Below are 18635 nucleotides of genomic sequence, written 5' to 3' on the forward strand. Positions count from 1 at the left end.
ACTGTCAGCGCGATTTTCTGAATGTCAAATTAAGGCGAAACGGCCCCAGTTTTTCATGCTCGCCGCGCTTCAGGGCGAGTATGCCATGATGGAAGAGGCGGGACGGTCCGCCCCACACCACCACGTCACCATGATGCAGGATATATTTTGCAATCGGGTCGGTTCGCTTCAATCCGCCGAACTGGAAAGTCGCGGTCAGGCCAAGCGACACCGAAACAATCGGATTGCTGAAATCCCTCTCGTCCTTATCCTGATGCAATGAAAGTTTCGCCCCCGGCTCATAACGATTGATGAGACAGGCATCGGGCGCAAAATCAGGATAACCGGCTTCGCGGGCGGCAGTTTCGGCAAGCGCGCGAAACGCATCCGGCATCGCAGGCCAGGGCAGGCCGGTTTCGGGATCCTCGCTGCTGTAACGATAGCCGGTCCGGTCCGTGACCCAGCCCAACGCACCGCAATTCGTCATCGCGACCGACATGCGATAGCCGCCGGGCGTGGTCATGTGCCGAAAAGGTGCTACGGCGGAAACATCGGCCACAGACTTCAGAACAGAATCCTCACCGGCAAGCGCGAAGCCACGCAGAAGCACGGCTCCCGGTGCCAGGATTTGACGCGGTTCAGTCTCGTCGAAAAGATCTTTCATGGGATCGTTTTAACACGAGATCGAATGACCGCCTCCCGAAACCTGCTTTCAAATCCGGGTAAGTCCTACACCGTTTCCGCCGTCTGGCCGAGCGGCAGCGGGAACAGCCGGTCATAGGCGATGTTGAACACGAACGCATAGACCAGATAGAAGATGACGATCGCTATATCCATCACCAGAGCGGTCAACAGCGAAATTCCCAGATACCAGGCGATGAACGGGATCAGAAGCACGATCAATCCGCCTTCGAAGAGGATCGCGTGCAGAACCCGCACAGCCATGCTCTTGTTCACACGGCCGGTAAAACGCAGCATCGCCTTGTCAAAGCCCAGATTGAACAGAAAATTCCACACCGTCGCGGTGGTTGCCGAAACGATGCCGATAACGCCCATCTCCGCGGCCGGCTTGTCCAGAATGAAGGCGGAACCGGGTATGAAGATCGCCAGTCCGATGAGTTCAAACATCGTCGCGTGGCGGACACGGTCCATAAAACTGCGCATTTCCTTTAATCCCTGTTGTGAATGCGGGTTCTTCTATCTTATTCTTGCGATAAGAAAAGTTAGATATTATCCGGATTTCAGATAGATGACCATCGAACTGGAGCAACTGGAAGCCTTTGTGGCCGCGGCGGATCAGGGCTCGTTCTCGGCGGCCGCGCGATATCTGCACAAGGCGCAGTCTGCCGTCAGCGTTCTGGTGTCCTCGCTGGAAGACGATCTCGACGTCAAGCTGTTCAGTCGCGCATCGCGCAATCCGGTGCTGACGGAGGCGGGTGCCCGGCTGCTTCCCGAAGCGCGGCTGATGCTTGCCCGGCGCGAGCATCTGATTTCCGTCGCCAGAAATTTTGGCGACCATGTGGAAAGCCGTCTCGTGGTGGCGATCGACGAGCTTTATCCAGAACCCGCCATCGCGACATTGTTTGCGGCCTTTGCCGAAGCGTTTCCGCATGTCGAACTTGAACTGAAATTCCCCTCTTCAACCGCGATAAGCGGCCTTGTGCTGGAGGGAAAGGCGGATCTCGGCGTCATGTGGCGGGCCGAACAGATGCCGGATGAGCTTGGCTTCCACACCATCGGCTGGGTGCCCCTGGTGCTGGTCTGCGGGCGTGAGCATCCGCTGGCCCATACCGCCGTCAGCTGGGAAGATTTGCGCTCGTTTCGCCAGATCATGGCCCGCAAGCACAGCGATACGGCGGAAAGCCGCCGTCTGCGGGTCGGCGCGGAGGTGTGGTGGGTGGAAAGCCACTGGGTCATCCTGCAAATCCTCACGCGGGGGATCGGCTGGGCGTTCATTCCCGAACATATATTGAAGGATTCGCCGCAGGCGCCCGAACTCGTCATTCCGAAACTGCAATTCGACGAAGGCGCGCATCCGGTCGCGCTGGAGCTGATCTGGAACAAGCGGCGGCGGCAGGGGCCCGCCGCGCAGTGGTTGCAGGAGCGCTTTGCCGAAAGCCGGTTTTGAGCTTTCGGCAACGGCGCTGCAAAGGGCAGAGGATCACCCTGCCCAAGGCGGATTACACTTTTGCGGCTTGCACGAAGCGCGGATCGAAGGTCTGCGCAAAGGAAATATCGGCATTTGCCAGTTCCGGATCAAGCGCCTTCAGCATTTCATAAAGGCTCTTGAAGCCGTCTTCCGCGATCAGGCCCTTTTCGGAATACATGGCGCGCGACTTCTCGAAGCCGGTCTTGTAAAGCGCGCGGTCGCCCAGTAGATATTCCTCCGGCACGGCGTCTGCCACTTCGTCGGCGGAAGCCTTGTGAATCCAGTTCAGCGACTTGATGAATGCGTTGACGACGCGCTGCGTCGTGACCGGATTGGCATCGATGAAGCTCTGCTGCACATAGACGGTGGCAGCCGGATTGGTGCCGCCGAAAAGCTGGCGCGTGCCTTCTTCGGTGCGGGTATCCAGAAGCAGGGTGATGTCGCCATCCACTTCCAGTCGCGTGATGACCGGATCGAGATGGACGAGGGCGGCGATTTCGCCCTTCTTGATGGCCGCAACCGCGCTTGCGCCGCCACCGACACCGATGATCGAAGCGGCATCTTCGGCAAGGCCGTTCTTGATGAGCGCATATTGCAGCAGGAGCGACGTTGACGAGCCGGGCGCCGTGACGCCGACATTCTGGCCCTTGAGATCGGCAATCGTCTTGATTTCGCCGGCGAGGTCCTTGCGCACGCCGATGCAGATGCCCGGAAAGCGGCCAAGCTCGCAGACGGCCTTGATGTCCTGTCCCTTGTTCTGCATGCGAATGGTGTGTTCATATGCGCCGGTGACGACATCGACCGAACCGCCGATCAGCGCCTGCAAGGACTTGGCGCCGCCGCCGAAATCATTGATCGTGGCCTTGATGCCTTCTTCCTCGAAGAAGCCCTTGCGCTCGGCAATGGTGAGCGGAAGGTAATAGAAGAGCGGCTTTCCGCCGACGCCGAACATCAGTTCCGGCTTTTCCGGCGTCGCGGATGCATCCTGCGCATAGGCGGGCAGGCGCGCGGCCAGCCCCGCAAGCCCGAAGGCGGCAGCGCCCAGCAAAATATCTCTACGGGTTGTCCTCATGATTTCCTCCTTCAATTTTTCTAACCGTTGTGTCCGGCAGCTTTCGGGCGCCAGACAAGCAGGCGCGCTTCGACGATGGACACGATCCAGTCGATCACCAGCACGAATGCCGTCAGCACCAGCATGCCGGCAAAGACGCCAGTGACATCGAACACGCCTTCCGCCTGATGGATCAGGTAGCCCAGACCCGCCGACGAGCCCAGATATTCGCCGACCACCGCGCCGACGACGGCAAAGCCGACAGCCGTATGCAGGCTTGAGAACATCCATGACAGCGCGGATGGCAGATAGACATTGCGCAGGAGCTGGCGCTCGTTCATGCCGAGCATGCGCGCATTGGCGAGCACGGTCTGGTTCACTTCCTTCACGCCCTGATAGACGTTGAAGAAGACGATGAAGAAAACCAGCGAAACGCCGAGCGCCACCTTCGACCAGATGCCGAGGCCGAGCCACAGCGCGAAGATCGGTGCCAGCACCACACGCGGCAGCGAGTTGGCGGCCTTCACATAGGGATCGAAAATCGCGGCGAGCAGGGGCTTGCGGGCAAACCAGAACCCGATCAGCACGCCGCCAATGGCCCCGATGGCAAAGGCCAGCATGGCTTCAAGCAGGGTGATGCCGAGGTGATACCAGATCGTTCCATCGGCAAACCATTTATAGATGCGCTGCGCCACATCGCCCGGCGTGGCGAAGAAGAATTTTGCCTTGGCCGGATTGCCCAGAAGATGCGTGTCGGTAAAGACATGCCAGACCAGAATGACGGCGACAGCGACGGCGAGCTGCGCCAGAAACAGCATCGGCTTTTTCATTTCTTTTCCCCGCTCGTCTGCTGATAGCCTTTGAGAACCTCTTCCTTGAGCGCACTCCATATTTCGCGATGGATTTCGTGAAACTTGTCGTCGAGGCGAATTTCGGAAATCTCGCGCGGGCGGGCGAGGGGAATCCTGTATTCCGCCATGATGCGGGCGCGCGGCCCGGCGGACATGATGACGACGCGATCCGCCAGCGCAATGGCCTCTTCCAGATCGTGGGTCACGAACATGACCGCCTTCCTGTCCTGCGACCAGAGATCAAGCAGAAGATCGCCCATGATGACGCGCGTTTGCGCATCGAGCGGGCCGAAAGGCTCGTCCATCAGCAGATATTTCGGATTGCGGATCAGCACCTGCGCCAGGCCGACGCGCTTGCGCTGGCCGCCCGAGAGCATATGCGGATAACGGTCGCCGAAACTTGCAAGGCCGACGCGGCCAAGCCATTCGTGGGCCTGTTCGCGTGCCTTCGCCTTCGGCGTGCCGGCGATTTCCAGCCCGATGGCGACATTGTCCAGCACCGTCTTCCATGGCATCAGGGCATCCTGCTGGAAGAGATAGCCCGCCTTGCGATTGAGGCCCTGCAAACGCTGGCCGCTGATTTCAACGGTGCCGGCGGCAGGCACAAGAAGCCCGGCAACGGCATTGAGCAATGTGGATTTTCCGCAGCCGGTCGGGCCGACAATCGCCACGAATTCGTTTTCTGCAACTTCCAGATTGCTTTCGGCAACGGCGTCGAAACGGCCGCCATCGGCCAGCTTGAACGAAATCTGCACATCTTTCAGCGCGATTGCCGTCTTGCCGGTCCCTTCCGGTTTGATGCGGTTTGGTTCGGCGTTCATCGTGCGTCACATCCGGTGAACTGACGATGCGCTTTGCCATAACGGCTCATGGGTCCGCTCCTCTTGGGGTGGCGCCTCGTGAACGGGGGAGCAGACAGGACGCACAATCCTGTCCGACAAAAAGCGAGGCGCAAAAAATTGCGATAGAGTCCCTTCGTATAACGTCCCGGCAAGAACATGCAACGAAAAGCAAGTGGTGCATTTCATTCTATCGACAGAAACCGGCCTATACGAAATATTATTGCGGTCAGCCGCGCCAGGTCAGGAAGCGCTTCTCGATCTGCCCGATGATGAAATTGACGATCAGCCCCATCACCGACAGGATCGTGACCCCGGCAAACAGCTTTTCCAGATCGTAGAGCGACCCGGCTTCCAGAATATAGGAACCGACGCCGAACTGGGCGCCCAGCATTTCGGCTGCGACCAGCAGAATGATGGCGATGGAGATCGATACCCTGAGCCCGGACAGGATCGCCGGAAAGGCGCCGGGCAGGATGATCTTGCGCACGATCGACCACCATCCAAGCCCGAAACTCTGGCCCATGCGCACCAGCGAACGGTCCACATTGTCCACCGCGCCATAGGTGGCGACGACGGTGGGCGTGAAGGTGCCGAAGGCAATCAGCATATATTTCGACATTTCATCGATGCCGAACCAGATCACGAAGAGCGGCAGGAGCGCGATTTTCGGGATCGGGAAGAGCGCGGCCACAAGCGGCACCAGACCGGCGCGGATATAGCTGAACAGGCCGATCATCACGCCGAGGCTGACGCCGACCGCGATGCCGAGGCTGGCGCCGACGACGAGCCGCCGCAGCGACGGCAGCAGATGCTGCCACAAAAGGCCGCTCTGCCAGAGCTGGACGAAGGTTTCCAGCACCGCAGACGGGCGCGGCAGCGTCAGATTGGATATGAAGCCGCTGCGGGTTCCGATTTCCGCCAGCGCCAGAAGCGCCACGAACAGGATCAGGGCCATATGGCGCACCGGCTGCGGCGCGAAGCCGCCGCCCCGGAAAGGCACCGGGCGAACAGGCACTGAGTGGGCAATCTGGCCGGACGGTTTCACGTCTGCGATCTCAACCATTGATCAACTCCTGATCCGCTGCCTGTGCTTCCGCCCGCATCAGTTCCCAGAGCTGCTTCTGCTTTTCCTCAAGAACCGGATCGCCGAGATGGCGTTCGGAAAGGGGAATATCGATGTCGACAATCTGCCTGATCCGTCCCGGCCTGCGCGACAGCACCACCACCCGATGGCCAAGCCGCACAGCTTCGTTGAGATTGTGGGTGACATAGACGGAGGTGAAGGGCTGGCGGGTCCACAGCGCGATCAGATCATCCATCAGCAGCTCCCGCGTCTGGCTGTCCAACGCCGACAGGGGTTCGTCCATCAGCATGACGGCAGGGCGAACCGACAGGGCGCGTGCGATCGCCACGCGCTGGCGCATGCCGCCCGAAAGCTGCTTGGGCAGTGCCTGCCGGAAATCCGAAAGCCGGGTGCGCTCCAGAACATTGGTGACGATCCGGTCCATTTCGGCGCGGCCAAGACCGTGATCCTCCAGCACCAGCTTGATGTTTCCTTCCACGCTGCGCCAGGGCAGCAGGGCAAAATGCTGGAAAACATAGGTGAGGGGATTGAGCGAATTCTCCGGCGGCGTGCCGATTTGCAGCACTTCGCCCGCAGATGGGCGTTCGAGACCGCCCAGAAAACGCAGGAGCGTGGATTTTCCGCAGCCCGAAGGGCCGATCAGGCAGACGATCTGCCCCTGCGGGATGGTGAGCGAAATATCGTTCAGAACTTCGACCGGACCATAAAAATGGCTGATGTTTTTCAGTTGCAGATCCATTTCAACTCCAGTCCTCGTGCCCGGCATGACGCGCCGGGCACGGCATGTTCATTCTCAAATCGTCTTGACGTAGGATGTGTCGAACAGCTTTTCCTGCGTGACAGCTTCCTTGACCATGCCTTCGGCGCGGAACCAGTCAAGCTGCTCCACGCTGCTTTTGAGCGACAGGGCAAGCCCCTTGTTGATGCGCATCGCGCCGTCGATCAGGTTCTGCTTGGCAGTCTCGAACGGGCTGTCGCTTTCGACATATTTGTGCACGATTTTCGCAATGTCGTCGCGCGCGGCATCGTCTGCCGTGTTGTCGACGAAGGCCGCATTATAATCGTCGATTGCCCTGGAATAAGCTTTGACGAAAGCTTCCGTCATGGCGCGCTCTTCGCTCGCATTCCTGGTAGACGTGAATGCCGTCGTGACCTGATAATCGGGCGCATAATCGGAAACGAGGCCGATCTGCTTTGCCGCACCTTCGCGGATCAGCTTCTTCGCGATATTGGGCTGGATCGCCCAGGCGTCGATCTGCCCCGTCGACAGGGCGCCGACCACGGCGCCCAGCTTCTGCAACGGGCGGAGCTGAATTTCAGACAGCGCAATATTGTTGGCCTTGGCAATCTTGTGCGCCATGAAATGGAAGGACGATCCCGCCGTGGTGATGCCGAAACTGTGTCCCGCCAGCCTGGACGGTTCGGTCAGTCCACCCTCATAGGCCTTGTTGGAGGCCAGAATGATATTGCCGGTAATGCCCTTTTCTTCCGCAAGCGCACCGCCGATCACCTTGATCGCGCCCTTGTCGGCGAGGCTGATCAGCCCGCCGCTCATCGCCGTCACGCCGAAATCGGCGTCGCCGGAAGCAATGGCGACGGCCATGGGCTGGGCCGCTTCGAAGAATTTCAGTTCGATATCAAGCCCGGCATCTTTGAAATAGCCGCGCTCATGCGCGATATAGCTCGGCGCATGGCTTGCCAGATGGAGCACAGCCAGATTGCGCGTGGCCGCGCGGGCGGGCGCGCCAAAAGCGGTGCTGATCCCCAGCGCGCCAAGCCCCATCAATGTCTGACGGCGTGTCAGGGTGAAATCCATGCTGGCTCTCCTCCGATGCGGGTGTCGGCCTGGCGCAATAGATTTCCTGCTGAGCCCGGCAAACAAAATTTCATTACGTCTCTGCCATGGAAAAATATGGAAGATTGCTCTCGCATAAAGCCACGCCGCGAGATTTTCAATATGATTGGAGCATTTCCCGTGTTGATCGCGGCAGGCCATATGGCAATTGCGCGACCATTGGACGGTTATCAATAAAAAGGCCCCTTGCCGGGGCCTTTTCACGGGGAAGCGCGATCATTGCTTCTCGGGGTCGAACTGCTTTTCCCGTATGAAGAGAGCGGGAATGATGCCGCAGATGAAATAGGCGCCGCCCATCACGAGGAAACCGAAGCCGATCGAAAGCTGGCTTGCGAAGAAGCCGATGGCGACCGGCGCAAGGGCAGCGCCCGCGCGGCCTATATTATAGGCGCCGCCGACAGCCGTGCCGCGATATTTGGCCTCGAAGCTTTCAGCCATATAGGTCGCATTGACGCCGTAAGGCACGCCATAGAGGAAGCCGAACACCACCAGCATCCACAGGATGGTGTCAGGGCTGTGGTAAAGCACGATGATCGGAAGGAAGGCGGCGGTGCCGAGTGCGCCGAAGGCGAAGACCGCGCGGCGGCCAAGCCAGTCGGCGGCAATGCCGGCCAGAACCTTGCCCAGGATCATGGCGGTGTAGCTGCCCACCATATAGGCCGTCATGGACTTGAAGTTCATGCCCATTTCGGTTTCCAGATAGGACGGAAGCCAGTTGTTCACGCCGTAATAGCCGAATTGCAGGAAGCCTGCCGTCAGCGCCCAGAGGATGAACAGCGCGCGCGCCTGCGGGTTGCCGAAGATTGCCTTGAAGGCGCCTTCCTGGCGGGTCGCCGTGGATTTGCTGCTGCCGCGCTCATGCTCGGCCCTGGCCTTCAGCCAGCTCTCGGGTTCCGGCACGGTCCTGTGCATGAAAAGAGCGATGATGACAGGTACGATCGCCACGAAGAACAGATAGCGCCAGCCATAGGTCGGCAGAATCCAGCCCGCGAGAACGGTGGCGACAATATAGCCGACAGACCAGCCCGCCTGGAGCGTGCCCAGAACGGTTGTCCGGTATTTTGTCGGCACATATTCCGCCATGAGCGTATTGCACGCCACATAGAGCGCGCCCAGTCCGAGCGAGGACACGAAGCGGGCAGCGGCAAACTGCGCATAGCTGTGGGTCAGGCCCAGTACCGCCGTGCCGATGGAAAACAGCACGATTGTCCATGTAACCGTCTTCACGCGGCCGAAACGGTCACAGGCCCATCCGCCATAGATGCCGCCGATGGCCATGCCGACCAGCGTGATGCTGCCGAGGCTTCCCGCCTCAACGGAGGTGAGGCCGAATTCAGCCTTGATGCTGGTCAGGCTGTAGGAAAGGAGCATCAGGTCTGCTCCGTCGATCATCAGCCCCAGAAAGCTGAAAATGAACACCAGAATCCAGATTCTGCTCTGTTCAGGCTTCACGGCTGCGCGTGACGTTTCGATTGCGGTCTTTTCATTTACTGTACGCATTGGTCTGCGTGTGCTCCTCAGAAGGCATACTCCCACCGTTCAGTTGCACGGCCATCGCCGCGCCACTGTCCGAATGCCGGTTCATTGAAAAGTCCGGTTAGCGCCGGGCTTCGCGGATCATGTTTCTTGCGATGACGATCTGCTGGATCTGGGTCGTTCCCTCGTAGATGCGGAAAAGGCGAACATCGCGGTAAAAGCGCTCAATGGCATATTCGCTGACATAGCCGGCGCCGCCGTGAATCTGCACGCAGCGGTCGGCCACGCGGCCGCACATTTCGGTTGCGAACATCTTGGCGCAGGAGGCTTCGGTGCTGACGTTCTGCCCGCTGTCGCGTTTGCGCGCGGCATCGAGAACCATGCATTTGGCCGCATAGATCTCCGCCTTGCTGTCGGCGAGCATGGCCTGAATAAGCTGGAATTCGGCAATCGGCTTGCCGAACTGCTTGCGATCGAGCGCATAGGCCAGCGTATCGGCAAGCATGCGCTCCGCCGCTCCGGTGCTCAGCGCGGCAATATGCAGGCGCCCCTTGTCCAGCACCTTCATCGCCGTCTTGAAGCCCTTTCCTTCAACGCCGCCGATCAGCTGGCTGGCCGGAACCCGGACATTATCGAAGATGACGTCGCTGGTGAGCGCGCCTTTCTGGCCCATTTTCTCATCCGGCTTGCCGAGGGAAAGGCCGGGGCTGTTGCGCTCGACGATGAAGGCGCTGATGCCGTCCGCGCCTTTGACATCGGCCGCGGTGCGGGCCATGACGGTGAAGACGTCGGCTATCGGCGCATTGGTAATGAAACGCTTGGTTCCGTTGAGAATGTAGAAATCGCCGTCGCGCACCGCCGTGGTTTTCAGCGAGGCCGCGTCGGAGCCTGCATCCGGCTCGGTCAGGCAGAAGGAGCTGAGAAGCTCGCCGCTGGCCAGCTTCGGCAGATAGTTGCGCTTCTGCTCATCCGTGCCGTCGATCAGAATGCCGATCGATCCGATGCCGTTATTCGTTCCGATATAGGAACGGAAGGCAGGCGAGGCCCGCCCCAGTTCGAATGCGATATTGACCTCTTCCTCCATCGTCAGGCCAAGCCCGCCGAATTCTTCCGGGATGGTGAGGCCGAAGAAGCCGAGCTCCTTCATCTGCGCGATGATATCGGCCGGAATGGCGTTTGTTTCGGCGACTTCGTTTTCCCGCGGGATGAGCGTTTCCGAAACGAACTGGCTGACAGTGTCGCGCAGAATTTCAAGTGTTTCCGGGTCGCGGATCATGCAATCTCCTATGCGCCGTTTCCGGCTTGTCTCTGCAAGGCTCCGCTTTCCGGCATATCAGGGGACAGCGGAGCTGATATTGTGAACCATCTCGATCAGGCGGGGGCCGATGTCGTCCTCCAGCTTTTCGGGTGAAAGCTGGAAGCTCGGTCCGCCGCAGTTGAAGACGAGCACGCCGTATTGCTTGTGCACGAGAGGCACCGCCACGGAATTGACGTCCCGATGCCACTCGCCGATGGACAGGCAATAGCCATAGTCCTCGAAATCGCGGAGCGCCCGATCCAGTCCCTTGCGGATCGATGGCCAGTTTTCAGGTTCGCGCTGGCGGATATGCTCAAGAATGAAGCTGCGTTCGTCCTCCGGCATGGCCGCAAGGCAGGCCCTGCCTACAGAACTCCCCACCAGCGGCAGCGTACTGCCGATCTGGCGGCGCATCGTCATGTTGGCTTCGCCCTGGACCACGTCGAGGTAAACCATCGACAGCCGGTCGCGGGCGGCCATGGCCACTGCGGCTTTGGCGTAATCCGCCAGAACCTGCATCAGCGGGGATGCCACCGTTCGGATCATCAGGTTGGAAAGCATGGCATAGCCAAGCCCCAATATCCCGATATCAAGCTGGTAAAGCCCCGAAAGCGCATCCTGCCTCAGATATCCAAGCCGCACGAGCGTATGGGTAAGCCGTGACACCGTGGGTTTTGGAAGGCCTGTCTTATGAGCGATTTCCTGATTGCCGAGGATGTTTTCCGTCGGTGTGAAACAACGGAGCACCTCCAGCCCTCTGGCCAGCGCGGTTACGAATTGACGATCCTCCTCCTCGACTCCTGCTTCCAGGGGGGTAAGCATTTCTGGTTTCCGCATCTCGGCCGAGCGTTCCTGCCGTCTCGAAGCGTCCGAGCCTGTTCTGCTGCGCATTTAAAATCCCCATTTTGATTTGCTTGTCAATAGTGTGAAATCTGATTTCGCATAGCGAAACTAGCATAATATGAGCGCCATTCCTATCCCTAAAAAATTATCTTTCGCCTTCCGTATGTTAGCACAATTATCCCCAAATACCGGTGAATTCTGTTTACAAGCGCCGAATAGTTTCCCATTATCCAACTAACAAAATGGAATTTCGCTATGCGAAACCAAAGTTCAGGAGGATGGATTGACTGCTCCCGGGGATAGGTTCGTGTCGGTCGAACGACATGCGAATGGGGTTGCTACAGTCCGGGTCGATCGACCGGAAGCAAGAAACGCGCTCAACCTGGCGACGCGCCAGCAGCTGGCCGCGCATTTCCGCGCCCTGTCGGCGGATGAAAGCGTGCGCGCAATCGTGCTGACGGGCGGGGAAACCTGTTTCGTGGCCGGCGCGGATGTGCGTGAATTCGCTGCCGCCGGTCCGGTCGAGATGTATCTTCGCCATACGGAATATCTTTGGGACGCCATCGCCCGTTGCCCCAAGCCCGTCATTGCCGCGGTCAACGGCTATGCGCTCGGCGGCGGATGTGAGCTTGCCATGCATTGCGACATCATCGTTGCGGGCGAGGGCGCTGTGTTCGGCCAGCCGGAAGTGAAGCTGGGCCTCATGCCGGGCGCGGGCGGCACGCAGCGCCTCATCCGCGCGGTGGGAAAATTCCAGGCCATGCGCATCGCGCTCACCGGCTGCATGGTTCCGGCGCCGGAAGCGCTGTCGATCGGCATGATCAGCGAGATGACCGCCAATGACAGGACATTGCCCCGCGCGCATGAGCTGGCCGCCGAAATTGCGCGCCTGCCCGCGCTCGCCGTCGCGCAGATCAAGGAAGTGATGCTTGTCGGCGCCGATCTGCCGCTGGATGGCGCATTGGCGCTCGAACGAAAGGCTTTCCAGCTTCTGTTCGATTCAAACGACCAGAAGGAGGGTGCAACCGCCTTCCTCGAAAAACGCAAACCCATCTATAACGGGCGCTAGGATCATGGAACCTTCAATCAATCGTATTGCCATCGCAGGCGCTGGCGTGATGGGGACGGGCATTGCGCAGATTGCCGCGCAAGCCGGTCTGGCGACGCAGATTTTCGATACGCGCGACGGCGCGGCCATGGCCGCGCGCGACCGCCTTGCCTCCACTTTGGGCAAGCTCGCGGAGAAGGGCAAAATCACCGCCGCCGATGCGCAAGCCGCCATCTCCCGCATCGAGGTGTGCAGCAGCCTTCAGGACCTTGCCGGCTGCGACCTGGTTGTCGAAGCCATCGTCGAAAAACGCGACGTCAAGCAGGCGCTGTTTCTGGAACTGGAAGCCGTGGTTTCAGAGAAATGCATCCTTGCCACCAACACCTCGTCACTTTCCGTCACCGGCATTGCGAGCGTCTGCCGCCATCCCGAGCGGGTCGCCGGTTTCCATTTCTTCAATCCGGTGCCGCTGATGAAAGTGGTGGAAGTGATCGACGGGCTTGCCACCGATCCGGCTGTGGGCGATGCCTTGCTGGCGCTGGCAAGACGCATGGGCCATCACGGCATCCGCGCCAAGGACATGCCGGGCTTCATCATCAATCACGCGGGCCGGGCCTATGGCACCGAGGCGCTCAAGATATTGGGTGAATGCGTGGCCCCGCGCGGCGATATCGACCGGATACTCCGGGAATCGGCGGGATTCCGCATGGGACCGCTGGAACTGTTCGACCTGACGGGCCTCGATGTTTCGCATCCGGTGATGGAATCGATCTACGACCAGTTTTATCAGGAGCCGCGCTATCGTCCTTCCGCCTTGACGCGCCAGATGCTCGAAGGCGGCCATGTCGGGCGCAAGGTGGGGCAGGGGTTCTACCGCTACGAAGACGGAAAAATGGTCGCGCCGCCCGCGCCGCAGCCCGTTCCGGCGGTCGATATCATGCCGTCGGTCTGGGTCGCGGCGGATTGCGATGAGGACAGGGAACAGCTTCAGGCTTTGCTGCGCGCGCTCGGCGCGACGGTGGAAACCGGCGCGCTGCCTTCCGCTGAAGCGCTTTGCCTGCTTGCGCCCTATGGATATGACGCAACGACGGCCTGCGAACTGGCGGGCAGCGATCCGCGGCGGACGGTCTGCATCGATATGCTGCCCGGTCTCGACCGTCATCGGACCCTGATGATGACGCCTGCGACCGGGCCTGCCTTCCGCGATGCGGCCCATGCCCTGTTCGCGCGTGACGGCGTGGCTGTCACGATGATCCGCGACAGCGTGGGTTTCGTCGTGCAGCGGACGCTGGCGGCCATCGTCAATCTCGCCTGCGACATCGCACAGCAGGGCATCGCCACGGCTGACGATATCGACCAGGCGGTCCGGCTCGGCCTTGGCTATCCGCAGGGGCCGCTTGCATGGGGCGACGCGCTTGGGACCGCGCGCATCATGAAAATATTGTCGCGCATGCTGGAGGTGACCGGCGATCCCCGCTACAGGCCGAGCCCATGGTTGCGCCGCAGGGCGGCGCTGGGCCTTTCCCTGCGCTCCGCGGAGCCGGATATAGGCTAGAGCATTTTCGAGCCAAAAGTGCGAAGCGCCTACGCGGGGAAATCAGTCCACTGGACTGATTTCTGATCCCGCTTCGATGCGTCGGATAATGCGTGAAAACAAATAGATAGAGCGGTTCCGACGATTCCGTTTAAACCGGAACCGCTCTAGTCAATAGGAATGTACCACTCTGAATACGTGATCATCCCTTTTCGTGAAGGGATTGCATGGCGAGGTGAATGATAATGGGTGCTTTAACAGGATATCGCGTTCTCGATATGAGCCGTGTTCTGGCCGGGCCGTGGTGCGGCCAGATTCTGGCCGATCTCGGCGCCGAGGTCATCAAGATCGAGCGCCCGCGTACCGGCGACGACACGCGCGACTGGGGGCCGCCATGGATGAAGGACGATCAGGGCAACCCGACACGCGAGGCGTCCTATTACCAGTCCGCCAATCGGGGCAAGTTTTCCGTCGCGCTCAACATAGCCTCGCGCGAAGGGCAGGACCTGCTGCGCAAGATGGTGGCTGAATGCGACGTGCTGATCGAGAATTACAAGGCGGGCTCGCTTGCCAAATACGGCCTCGATTACGAAACGCTCTCGGCGATCAATCCCGGACTGGTCTATTGCTCGGTCACGGGCTTCGGGCAGACCGGGCCGCGCGCGCCTGAACCCGGCTATGATTTCATCATCCAGGGCATTGGCGGGCTGATGAGCATCACCGGCGAAAGGGACGACAAACCCGGCGGCGGCCCGCAGAAAGTAGGCGTTGCCGTGGCCGATCTGATGACCGGCCTCTATTCGGCCATCGCCATTGAGGCCGCCCTTCTCAGCCGTGCCAAGACGGGCAGGGGGCAGCATATCGACATGGCGCTGCTGGACGTTCAGGTGGCGGCTTTGTGCAACCAGAGCCAGAACTATCTGGCATCGGGAAGACCGCCGGGACGCTATGGCAATGCGCATGCGAACATCGTGCCCTATCAGGTCTTCCGGGCCAGTGACCGCGATTTCATTATCGCCTGCGGCAACGATGCCCAGTTCGTTTCCCTTTGCGATGCCATCGGCTTGCCCGACCTGCCGAAAGACCCGCGCTTTACGCGCAATTCCGACCGGGTGATCCATCGCGAGGAAGTGATCGGCATTCTTGCGGCTCATTTCCTGACGGGCACGGCGGATGAGTGGGTCGGCAAGATCCATCCGCGCGGGGTTCCCGTCGGCGCCATCAACGATATTGCACGGGCGCTGGACGAGCCGCAGGTCAAGGCCCGCAATATGCTGGTGCAGATTCCGCATCCGTTGAACAAGGATTTCGTCACGGTGGGCAGCCCGATCAAGCTGTCGGGAACGCCGGTGGAATACAGGCGTGCGGCGCCCATGCTGGGTGAACATACCGACATGCTTCTCCAGCAACTGACCGATACGGACGATGAAATGCTGAACGACCTCAAGTCGAAGGGCATTATCGAGCAGTTCCATTCCGATAAATAAGCAGGGCCGGGCGATGCCCTGCAAGGCATCGCCCGCCCAAACAGCCCCGGCAGCCAGGCACTGCACTTTGAGCGGGCACGATTATTAAATTAGAATAATCTAAAAAAACTGTGCGCAAGCACTGAACGGCACCTTGTCGGCACGCAATCGCGACATAGCTAATGTGATCCCAGAATATTGCCCGGTTCGTTTCCCGTTTGGGGAAACGAGCCGTCAAACCGGATTGTGGTTAATGCCGAGGCTGTGCATCGGCGACCAAAGCTTTTTTGATGCATTGCCTCGGAGGACACTGTGACCGACACCGATATCGCGCCTTCATCCGCCCAAAACCAGTCTCCCAAACATCCGGCGTTACGCCGGACCTTGCTCATTGCCGGTCCCGTTGTCGCGATCGTCATCGGCCTGTGGCTCTATTTCAGCGGAGGGCAATATGTAAGCGAGGACGATTCCTATGTCGGTGCGGCGGATGTGGCGATCACGCCGCAGGTTTCCGGCCAGGTTATCCGCGTTGCAGTCGGCCAGAACCAGTCCGTCAGGGAAGGCGACCTTCTGTTTGAGATCGACCCGGAGCCGTTCCAGATCGAACTCGATCAGGCAAAGGCCAATCTGGTGCAGGCGAGCGAAAAAATCTCAGGCCTGATCCTCACCTACAAGCAGCAACTGGCAAGCGTGGCGCAGGCAAGGGACGATGTCACTTTCGCGCAGGAGCAATTCGATCGTGTGTCTGCCCTGGTTCAAGACAAGTTCGAGACGCGGGCGCAATTCGATCAGGCGCAGCGCGCCTTGCAGGTGGCCAAACAGACGCAGAATGCGGCCGAGTCGGGCGCGGCTTCCACGCTCGCACAGCTTGGCGGCAAGCTCGACCGGCCGATAGATGAGCACGCACCCTATCTGGCCGCCAAGGCCGAGGTCGAGCTTGCCGAGCGCAATGTCAGGCTGACCCGCGTGCTTGCCCCGTTTGCCGGAACCGTCACTCAAGTCGAAAATATCCAGCCGGGAAGCTTTCTTGCCGTCGGCGATCCCGCATTCACCCTGATCGGCTCCGACGCTTGGGTCGATGCCAATATCAAGGAAACGGACCTGACCCATATCAAGGTCGGCGATCCCGCGACGGTGGTGCTCGATTCCTATCCGAACCAGACCTTGCAGGGCGAAGTGCAGAGCATCACGCCCGCAAGTGGTTCCGTTTTCGCTCTCCTGCCGGCCCAGAACGCCTCCGGCAACTGGGTCAAGGTGGTGCAGCGCATGCCGGTGCGGATCAAGATCACCAAGCCGCATCCCGATGTCGTCATGCGCGATGGCGCGACGGCGACCGTCACCATCAATACGGGCTATCATCGCACATTCGGCACGCTTTGGCGTGATCTGACCGGAATGGTGGGGGCCGACTGATGGCTGACGCGGCGGCAACCGCTTCCCATTCCCCAACCGCAGCGACCGGGTCGAAGCGTCTCGCCATCACCATCTGCGTGATGCTGGCGACACTGATGCAGGCGCTGGATTCCACCATCGCCAATGTCGCGCTGCCCTATATGCAGGGCAGTCTCGCGACGACGAGCAGCCAGATCAACTGGGTGCTGACCTCCTATATCGTCGCTGCCGCCATTCTGACGCCGGCCACCGGCTGGCTGGAAGAACGCTTTGGCCGGCGTCCGCTCTTCATCATCTGCGTTGCCGGGTTTATTGTCGCCTCGATGCTGTGCGGCACCGCAACCAGCATAGAGCAGATGGTCATCTACCGGATGCTTCAGGGCGCGTTCGGCGCGCCTGTGGTGCCGCTGGCGCAGGCTGTTCTCCTCGACAATTATTCCGCACGAATGCGCGGGCAGGCCATGGCTGTTTTCGGGCTCGGCGTCATGCTGGGGCCGATCCTCGGCCCCACGCTCGGCGGATGGCTGACGCAATATTACGATTGGCGCTGGGTCTTCTATGTCAATGTTCCGCTTGGCGTGTTGACCCTGCTGCTGGCCTTCGGCTTCCTCGAAGGCAGGAAGGGATCGTCGCTCGCCCGGCTCGACTGGCTTGGTTTTGCAACGCTCGGCCTTGCCATTGCGGCGTTTCAACTCTTCCTCGACCGGGGAGAACAGTTGAACTGGTTCGAATCGGCGGAAATCCAGACCGAATTTGCCCTCACCATTCTGGGGCTCTACCTCTTCATCGTGCATACGGTGACGGCGCGAAAGCCGTTTCTCGACAAACGCCTGTTCGTGGACCGCAATTTCGTGATGGGGCAGGTGCTAATCTTCGTCGTCGGCGCGGTCCTGCTGGCGACGCTGTCGCTGCTGGCTCCCTATCTCGAACGGTTGATGGGCTATTCGGTCCTGATGGCCGGACTGGTGCTCGCACCGCGCGGCATTGGCACGATGGTGGCAATGGTCGTCGTGGGGCGACTCACCACGATAGTCGATACGAAATACCTGCTTCTGACGGGCTTGGGGCTGACCGCGGTTGCGCTTTATCAGATGAGCATGTTTACGCCCGATGTATCGCAGGCCACGCTCATATGGAGCGGGATAATACAGGGTTTCGGGTTGGGATTTGTTTTCGTGCCGCTGAGCACGGTCACATTCGCGACAATCCCTGCCGATCTGCGCACGCAGGGCACCGGCTTCTTCAGTCTCGTGCGCAATGTCGGCTCCAGCGTCGGCATCTCCGTCACGACGTTTCTGCTGGCGCAGAATGCGGCAATCGTCCATGCGGGGCTGGCGAACGATATCTCGCCCTATAGCCGCGCGGCCCAACATTTCAGCGCGGCAGCCCACCTCGACACATTGGCTGGCAAGGCCATGTTGAACGAGATGATTACGGTTCAGGCGGAAACCATCGCCTATGCCGATAATTTCCGCCTGATGATGTACATCACCATTGTGATCATGCCGCTCGTCTTCTTCCTGCGGCATACCAGACCGGAGAGGGCTGCGACGCAATGACGGGCGCGGTGGAGGCTTGCAGGGCTGTTTTCCACCACGGCCGACCGCGCCGGTTCATCGGCATGTCGCACCGCAAGGCTGAACCCACTCCGGCTATGCAGCTGGATCAGATAATATGTATTATGGAACCATCCGGTCTTGCTCCAGCAACGAGTATGGAACATCACGGCAGTTCCAGAACTGTTGCAAAATGAGCGTTGCGGCGCCGA

At 60.0% G+C, this 18635-nt stretch carries 17 protein-coding genes; 6 read left to right on the top strand and 11 right to left on the bottom strand.

The window, feature by feature from the left end; all coding sequences use genetic code 11:
- Positions 1 to 4 precede the first annotated feature (4 nt).
- A complete protein-coding gene (gene alkB / locus AVM02_RS09065; RefSeq protein WP_411506641.1) occupies positions 5 to 643 on the bottom strand; it encodes a DNA oxidative demethylase AlkB in 639 nt (212 codons plus the stop codon).
- A 65-nt stretch (positions 644 to 708) separates the two neighbouring features.
- Positions 709 to 1143 carry a PACE efflux transporter gene (locus tag AVM02_RS09070; RefSeq protein ID WP_411506642.1) on the bottom strand — a complete coding sequence of 145 codons (435 nt, stop codon included), beginning with the start codon at positions 1141 to 1143 and terminating at the stop codon, positions 709 to 711.
- An 85-nt stretch (positions 1144 to 1228) separates the two neighbouring features.
- Between AVM02_RS09070 and AVM02_RS09075 the strand changes: the two genes are divergently transcribed.
- Positions 1229 to 2107 carry a LysR family transcriptional regulator gene (locus AVM02_RS09075; protein ID WP_411506643.1) on the top strand — a complete coding sequence of 293 codons (879 nt, stop codon included), beginning with the start codon at positions 1229 to 1231 and terminating at the stop codon, positions 2105 to 2107.
- A 52-nt stretch (positions 2108 to 2159) separates the two neighbouring features.
- On the opposite strand, the gene AVM02_RS09080 is transcribed toward AVM02_RS09075, so the two are convergent.
- From AVM02_RS09080 to AVM02_RS09120, 9 genes are all read right to left on the bottom strand, one after another.
- Positions 2160 to 3200, bottom strand: a complete 1041-nt coding sequence (locus tag AVM02_RS09080) for an ABC transporter substrate-binding protein (RefSeq protein WP_411506644.1) — start codon at positions 3198 to 3200, stop codon at positions 2160 to 2162.
- Positions 3201 to 3220: 20 nt separating this feature from the next.
- Positions 3221 to 4009, bottom strand: a complete 789-nt coding sequence (locus AVM02_RS09085; protein WP_411506645.1) for an ABC transporter permease — start codon at positions 4007 to 4009, stop codon at positions 3221 to 3223.
- Positions 4006 to 4851 carry an ABC transporter ATP-binding protein gene (locus AVM02_RS09090; RefSeq protein WP_411506646.1) on the bottom strand — a complete coding sequence of 282 codons (846 nt, stop codon included), beginning with the start codon at positions 4849 to 4851 and terminating at the stop codon, positions 4006 to 4008. Before AVM02_RS09090 ends, AVM02_RS09085 begins: the two co-directional genes overlap by 4 nt.
- A 247-nt stretch (positions 4852 to 5098) precedes the next feature.
- Positions 5099 to 5935: an ABC transporter permease gene (locus AVM02_RS09095; protein WP_411506647.1), complete on the bottom strand. Its 837-nt coding sequence runs from the start codon at positions 5933 to 5935 to the stop codon at positions 5099 to 5101.
- Positions 5928 to 6695 carry an ABC transporter ATP-binding protein gene (locus AVM02_RS09100; protein WP_411506648.1) on the bottom strand — a complete coding sequence of 256 codons (768 nt, stop codon included), beginning with the start codon at positions 6693 to 6695 and terminating at the stop codon, positions 5928 to 5930. Before AVM02_RS09100 ends, AVM02_RS09095 begins: the two co-directional genes overlap by 8 nt.
- A gap of 54 nt (positions 6696 to 6749) precedes the next feature.
- A complete protein-coding gene (locus tag AVM02_RS09105; protein ID WP_411506649.1) occupies positions 6750 to 7772 on the bottom strand; it encodes an ABC transporter substrate-binding protein in 1023 nt (340 codons plus the stop codon).
- A 255-nt stretch (positions 7773 to 8027) separates the two neighbouring features.
- On the bottom strand, positions 8028 to 9311 hold the full coding sequence (locus AVM02_RS09110; protein WP_411506650.1) for an MFS transporter: 1284 nt from the start codon (positions 9309 to 9311) through the stop codon (positions 8028 to 8030).
- A gap of 97 nt (positions 9312 to 9408) precedes the next feature.
- Positions 9409 to 10563 (bottom strand): acyl-CoA dehydrogenase family protein, encoded by a 1155-nt coding sequence (locus AVM02_RS09115; RefSeq protein ID WP_411506651.1) that lies wholly within the window; start codon positions 10561 to 10563, stop codon positions 9409 to 9411.
- Positions 10564 to 10620: 57 nt separating this feature from the next.
- On the bottom strand, positions 10621 to 11475 hold the full coding sequence (locus AVM02_RS09120; protein WP_411506652.1) for an IclR family transcriptional regulator: 855 nt from the start codon (positions 11473 to 11475) through the stop codon (positions 10621 to 10623).
- Positions 11476 to 11710: 235 nt separating this feature from the next.
- On the opposite strand from AVM02_RS09120, the gene AVM02_RS09125 reads away from it, so the two are divergent.
- The 5 genes from AVM02_RS09125 to AVM02_RS09145 all read left to right on the top strand — a co-directional run bounded on the left by AVM02_RS09125 (position 11711) and on the right by AVM02_RS09145 (position 18426).
- Positions 11711 to 12496 carry an enoyl-CoA hydratase gene (locus AVM02_RS09125; protein WP_411506653.1) on the top strand — a complete coding sequence of 262 codons (786 nt, stop codon included), beginning with the start codon at positions 11711 to 11713 and terminating at the stop codon, positions 12494 to 12496.
- Between the two features lie 4 nt (positions 12497 to 12500).
- Complete coding sequence (locus AVM02_RS09130; RefSeq protein ID WP_411506654.1) at positions 12501 to 14030, top strand: 3-hydroxyacyl-CoA dehydrogenase; 1530 nt, start codon at positions 12501 to 12503, stop codon at positions 14028 to 14030.
- A gap of 224 nt (positions 14031 to 14254) precedes the next feature.
- Positions 14255 to 15496 (top strand): CaiB/BaiF CoA transferase family protein, encoded by a 1242-nt coding sequence (locus AVM02_RS09135; protein WP_411506655.1) that lies wholly within the window; start codon positions 14255 to 14257, stop codon positions 15494 to 15496.
- Between the two features lie 291 nt (positions 15497 to 15787).
- Complete coding sequence (locus AVM02_RS09140; protein WP_411506656.1) at positions 15788 to 16888, top strand: HlyD family efflux transporter periplasmic adaptor subunit; 1101 nt, start codon at positions 15788 to 15790, stop codon at positions 16886 to 16888.
- Positions 16888 to 18426, top strand: a complete 1539-nt coding sequence (locus AVM02_RS09145; RefSeq protein WP_411506657.1) for a DHA2 family efflux MFS transporter permease subunit — start codon at positions 16888 to 16890, stop codon at positions 18424 to 18426. The genes AVM02_RS09140 and AVM02_RS09145 overlap by 1 nt, the downstream gene beginning before the upstream one ends.
- Positions 18427 to 18635 lie beyond the last annotated feature (209 nt).

The sequence above is a fragment of the Brucella anthropi genome (assembly GCF_046630315.1).
In the GTDB taxonomy this organism is placed as follows: domain Bacteria; phylum Pseudomonadota; class Alphaproteobacteria; order Rhizobiales; family Rhizobiaceae; genus Brucella; species Brucella anthropi_A.

What these genes read in the sequence shown, in the direction of transcription:
- AVM02_RS09120 (WP_411506652.1), bottom strand. Translation starts at nt 11,475, where the DNA reads ATGCGCAGCAGAACAGGCTCGGACGCTTCGAGACGGCAGGAACGCTCG.
- AVM02_RS09130 (WP_411506654.1), top strand. Translation starts at nt 12,501, where the DNA reads ATGGAACCTTCAATCAATCGTATTGCCATCGCAGGCGCTGGCGTGATG.
- AVM02_RS09115 (WP_411506651.1), bottom strand. Translation starts at nt 10,563, where the DNA reads ATGATCCGCGACCCGGAAACACTTGAAATTCTGCGCGACACTGTCAGC.
- AVM02_RS09070 (WP_411506642.1), bottom strand. Translation starts at nt 1,143, where the DNA reads ATGCGCAGTTTTATGGACCGTGTCCGCCACGCGACGATGTTTGAACTC.
- AVM02_RS09075 (WP_411506643.1), top strand. Translation starts at nt 1,229, where the DNA reads ATGACCATCGAACTGGAGCAACTGGAAGCCTTTGTGGCCGCGGCGGAT.
- AVM02_RS09110 (WP_411506650.1), bottom strand. Translation starts at nt 9,311, where the DNA reads ATGCGTACAGTAAATGAAAAGACCGCAATCGAAACGTCACGCGCAGCC.
- AVM02_RS09080 (WP_411506644.1), bottom strand. Translation starts at nt 3,200, where the DNA reads ATGAGGACAACCCGTAGAGATATTTTGCTGGGCGCTGCCGCCTTCGGG.
- AVM02_RS09085 (WP_411506645.1), bottom strand. Translation starts at nt 4,009, where the DNA reads ATGAAAAAGCCGATGCTGTTTCTGGCGCAGCTCGCCGTCGCTGTCGCC.
- AVM02_RS09135 (WP_411506655.1), top strand. Translation starts at nt 14,255, where the DNA reads ATGGGTGCTTTAACAGGATATCGCGTTCTCGATATGAGCCGTGTTCTG.
- AVM02_RS09095 (WP_411506647.1), bottom strand. Translation starts at nt 5,935, where the DNA reads ATGGTTGAGATCGCAGACGTGAAACCGTCCGGCCAGATTGCCCACTCA.
- AVM02_RS09090 (WP_411506646.1), bottom strand. Translation starts at nt 4,851, where the DNA reads ATGAACGCCGAACCAAACCGCATCAAACCGGAAGGGACCGGCAAGACG.
- alkB (WP_411506641.1), bottom strand. Translation starts at nt 643, where the DNA reads ATGAAAGATCTTTTCGACGAGACTGAACCGCGTCAAATCCTGGCACCG.
- AVM02_RS09100 (WP_411506648.1), bottom strand. Translation starts at nt 6,695, where the DNA reads ATGGATCTGCAACTGAAAAACATCAGCCATTTTTATGGTCCGGTCGAA.
- AVM02_RS09105 (WP_411506649.1), bottom strand. Translation starts at nt 7,772, where the DNA reads ATGGATTTCACCCTGACACGCCGTCAGACATTGATGGGGCTTGGCGCG.
- AVM02_RS09145 (WP_411506657.1), top strand. Translation starts at nt 16,888, where the DNA reads ATGGCTGACGCGGCGGCAACCGCTTCCCATTCCCCAACCGCAGCGACC.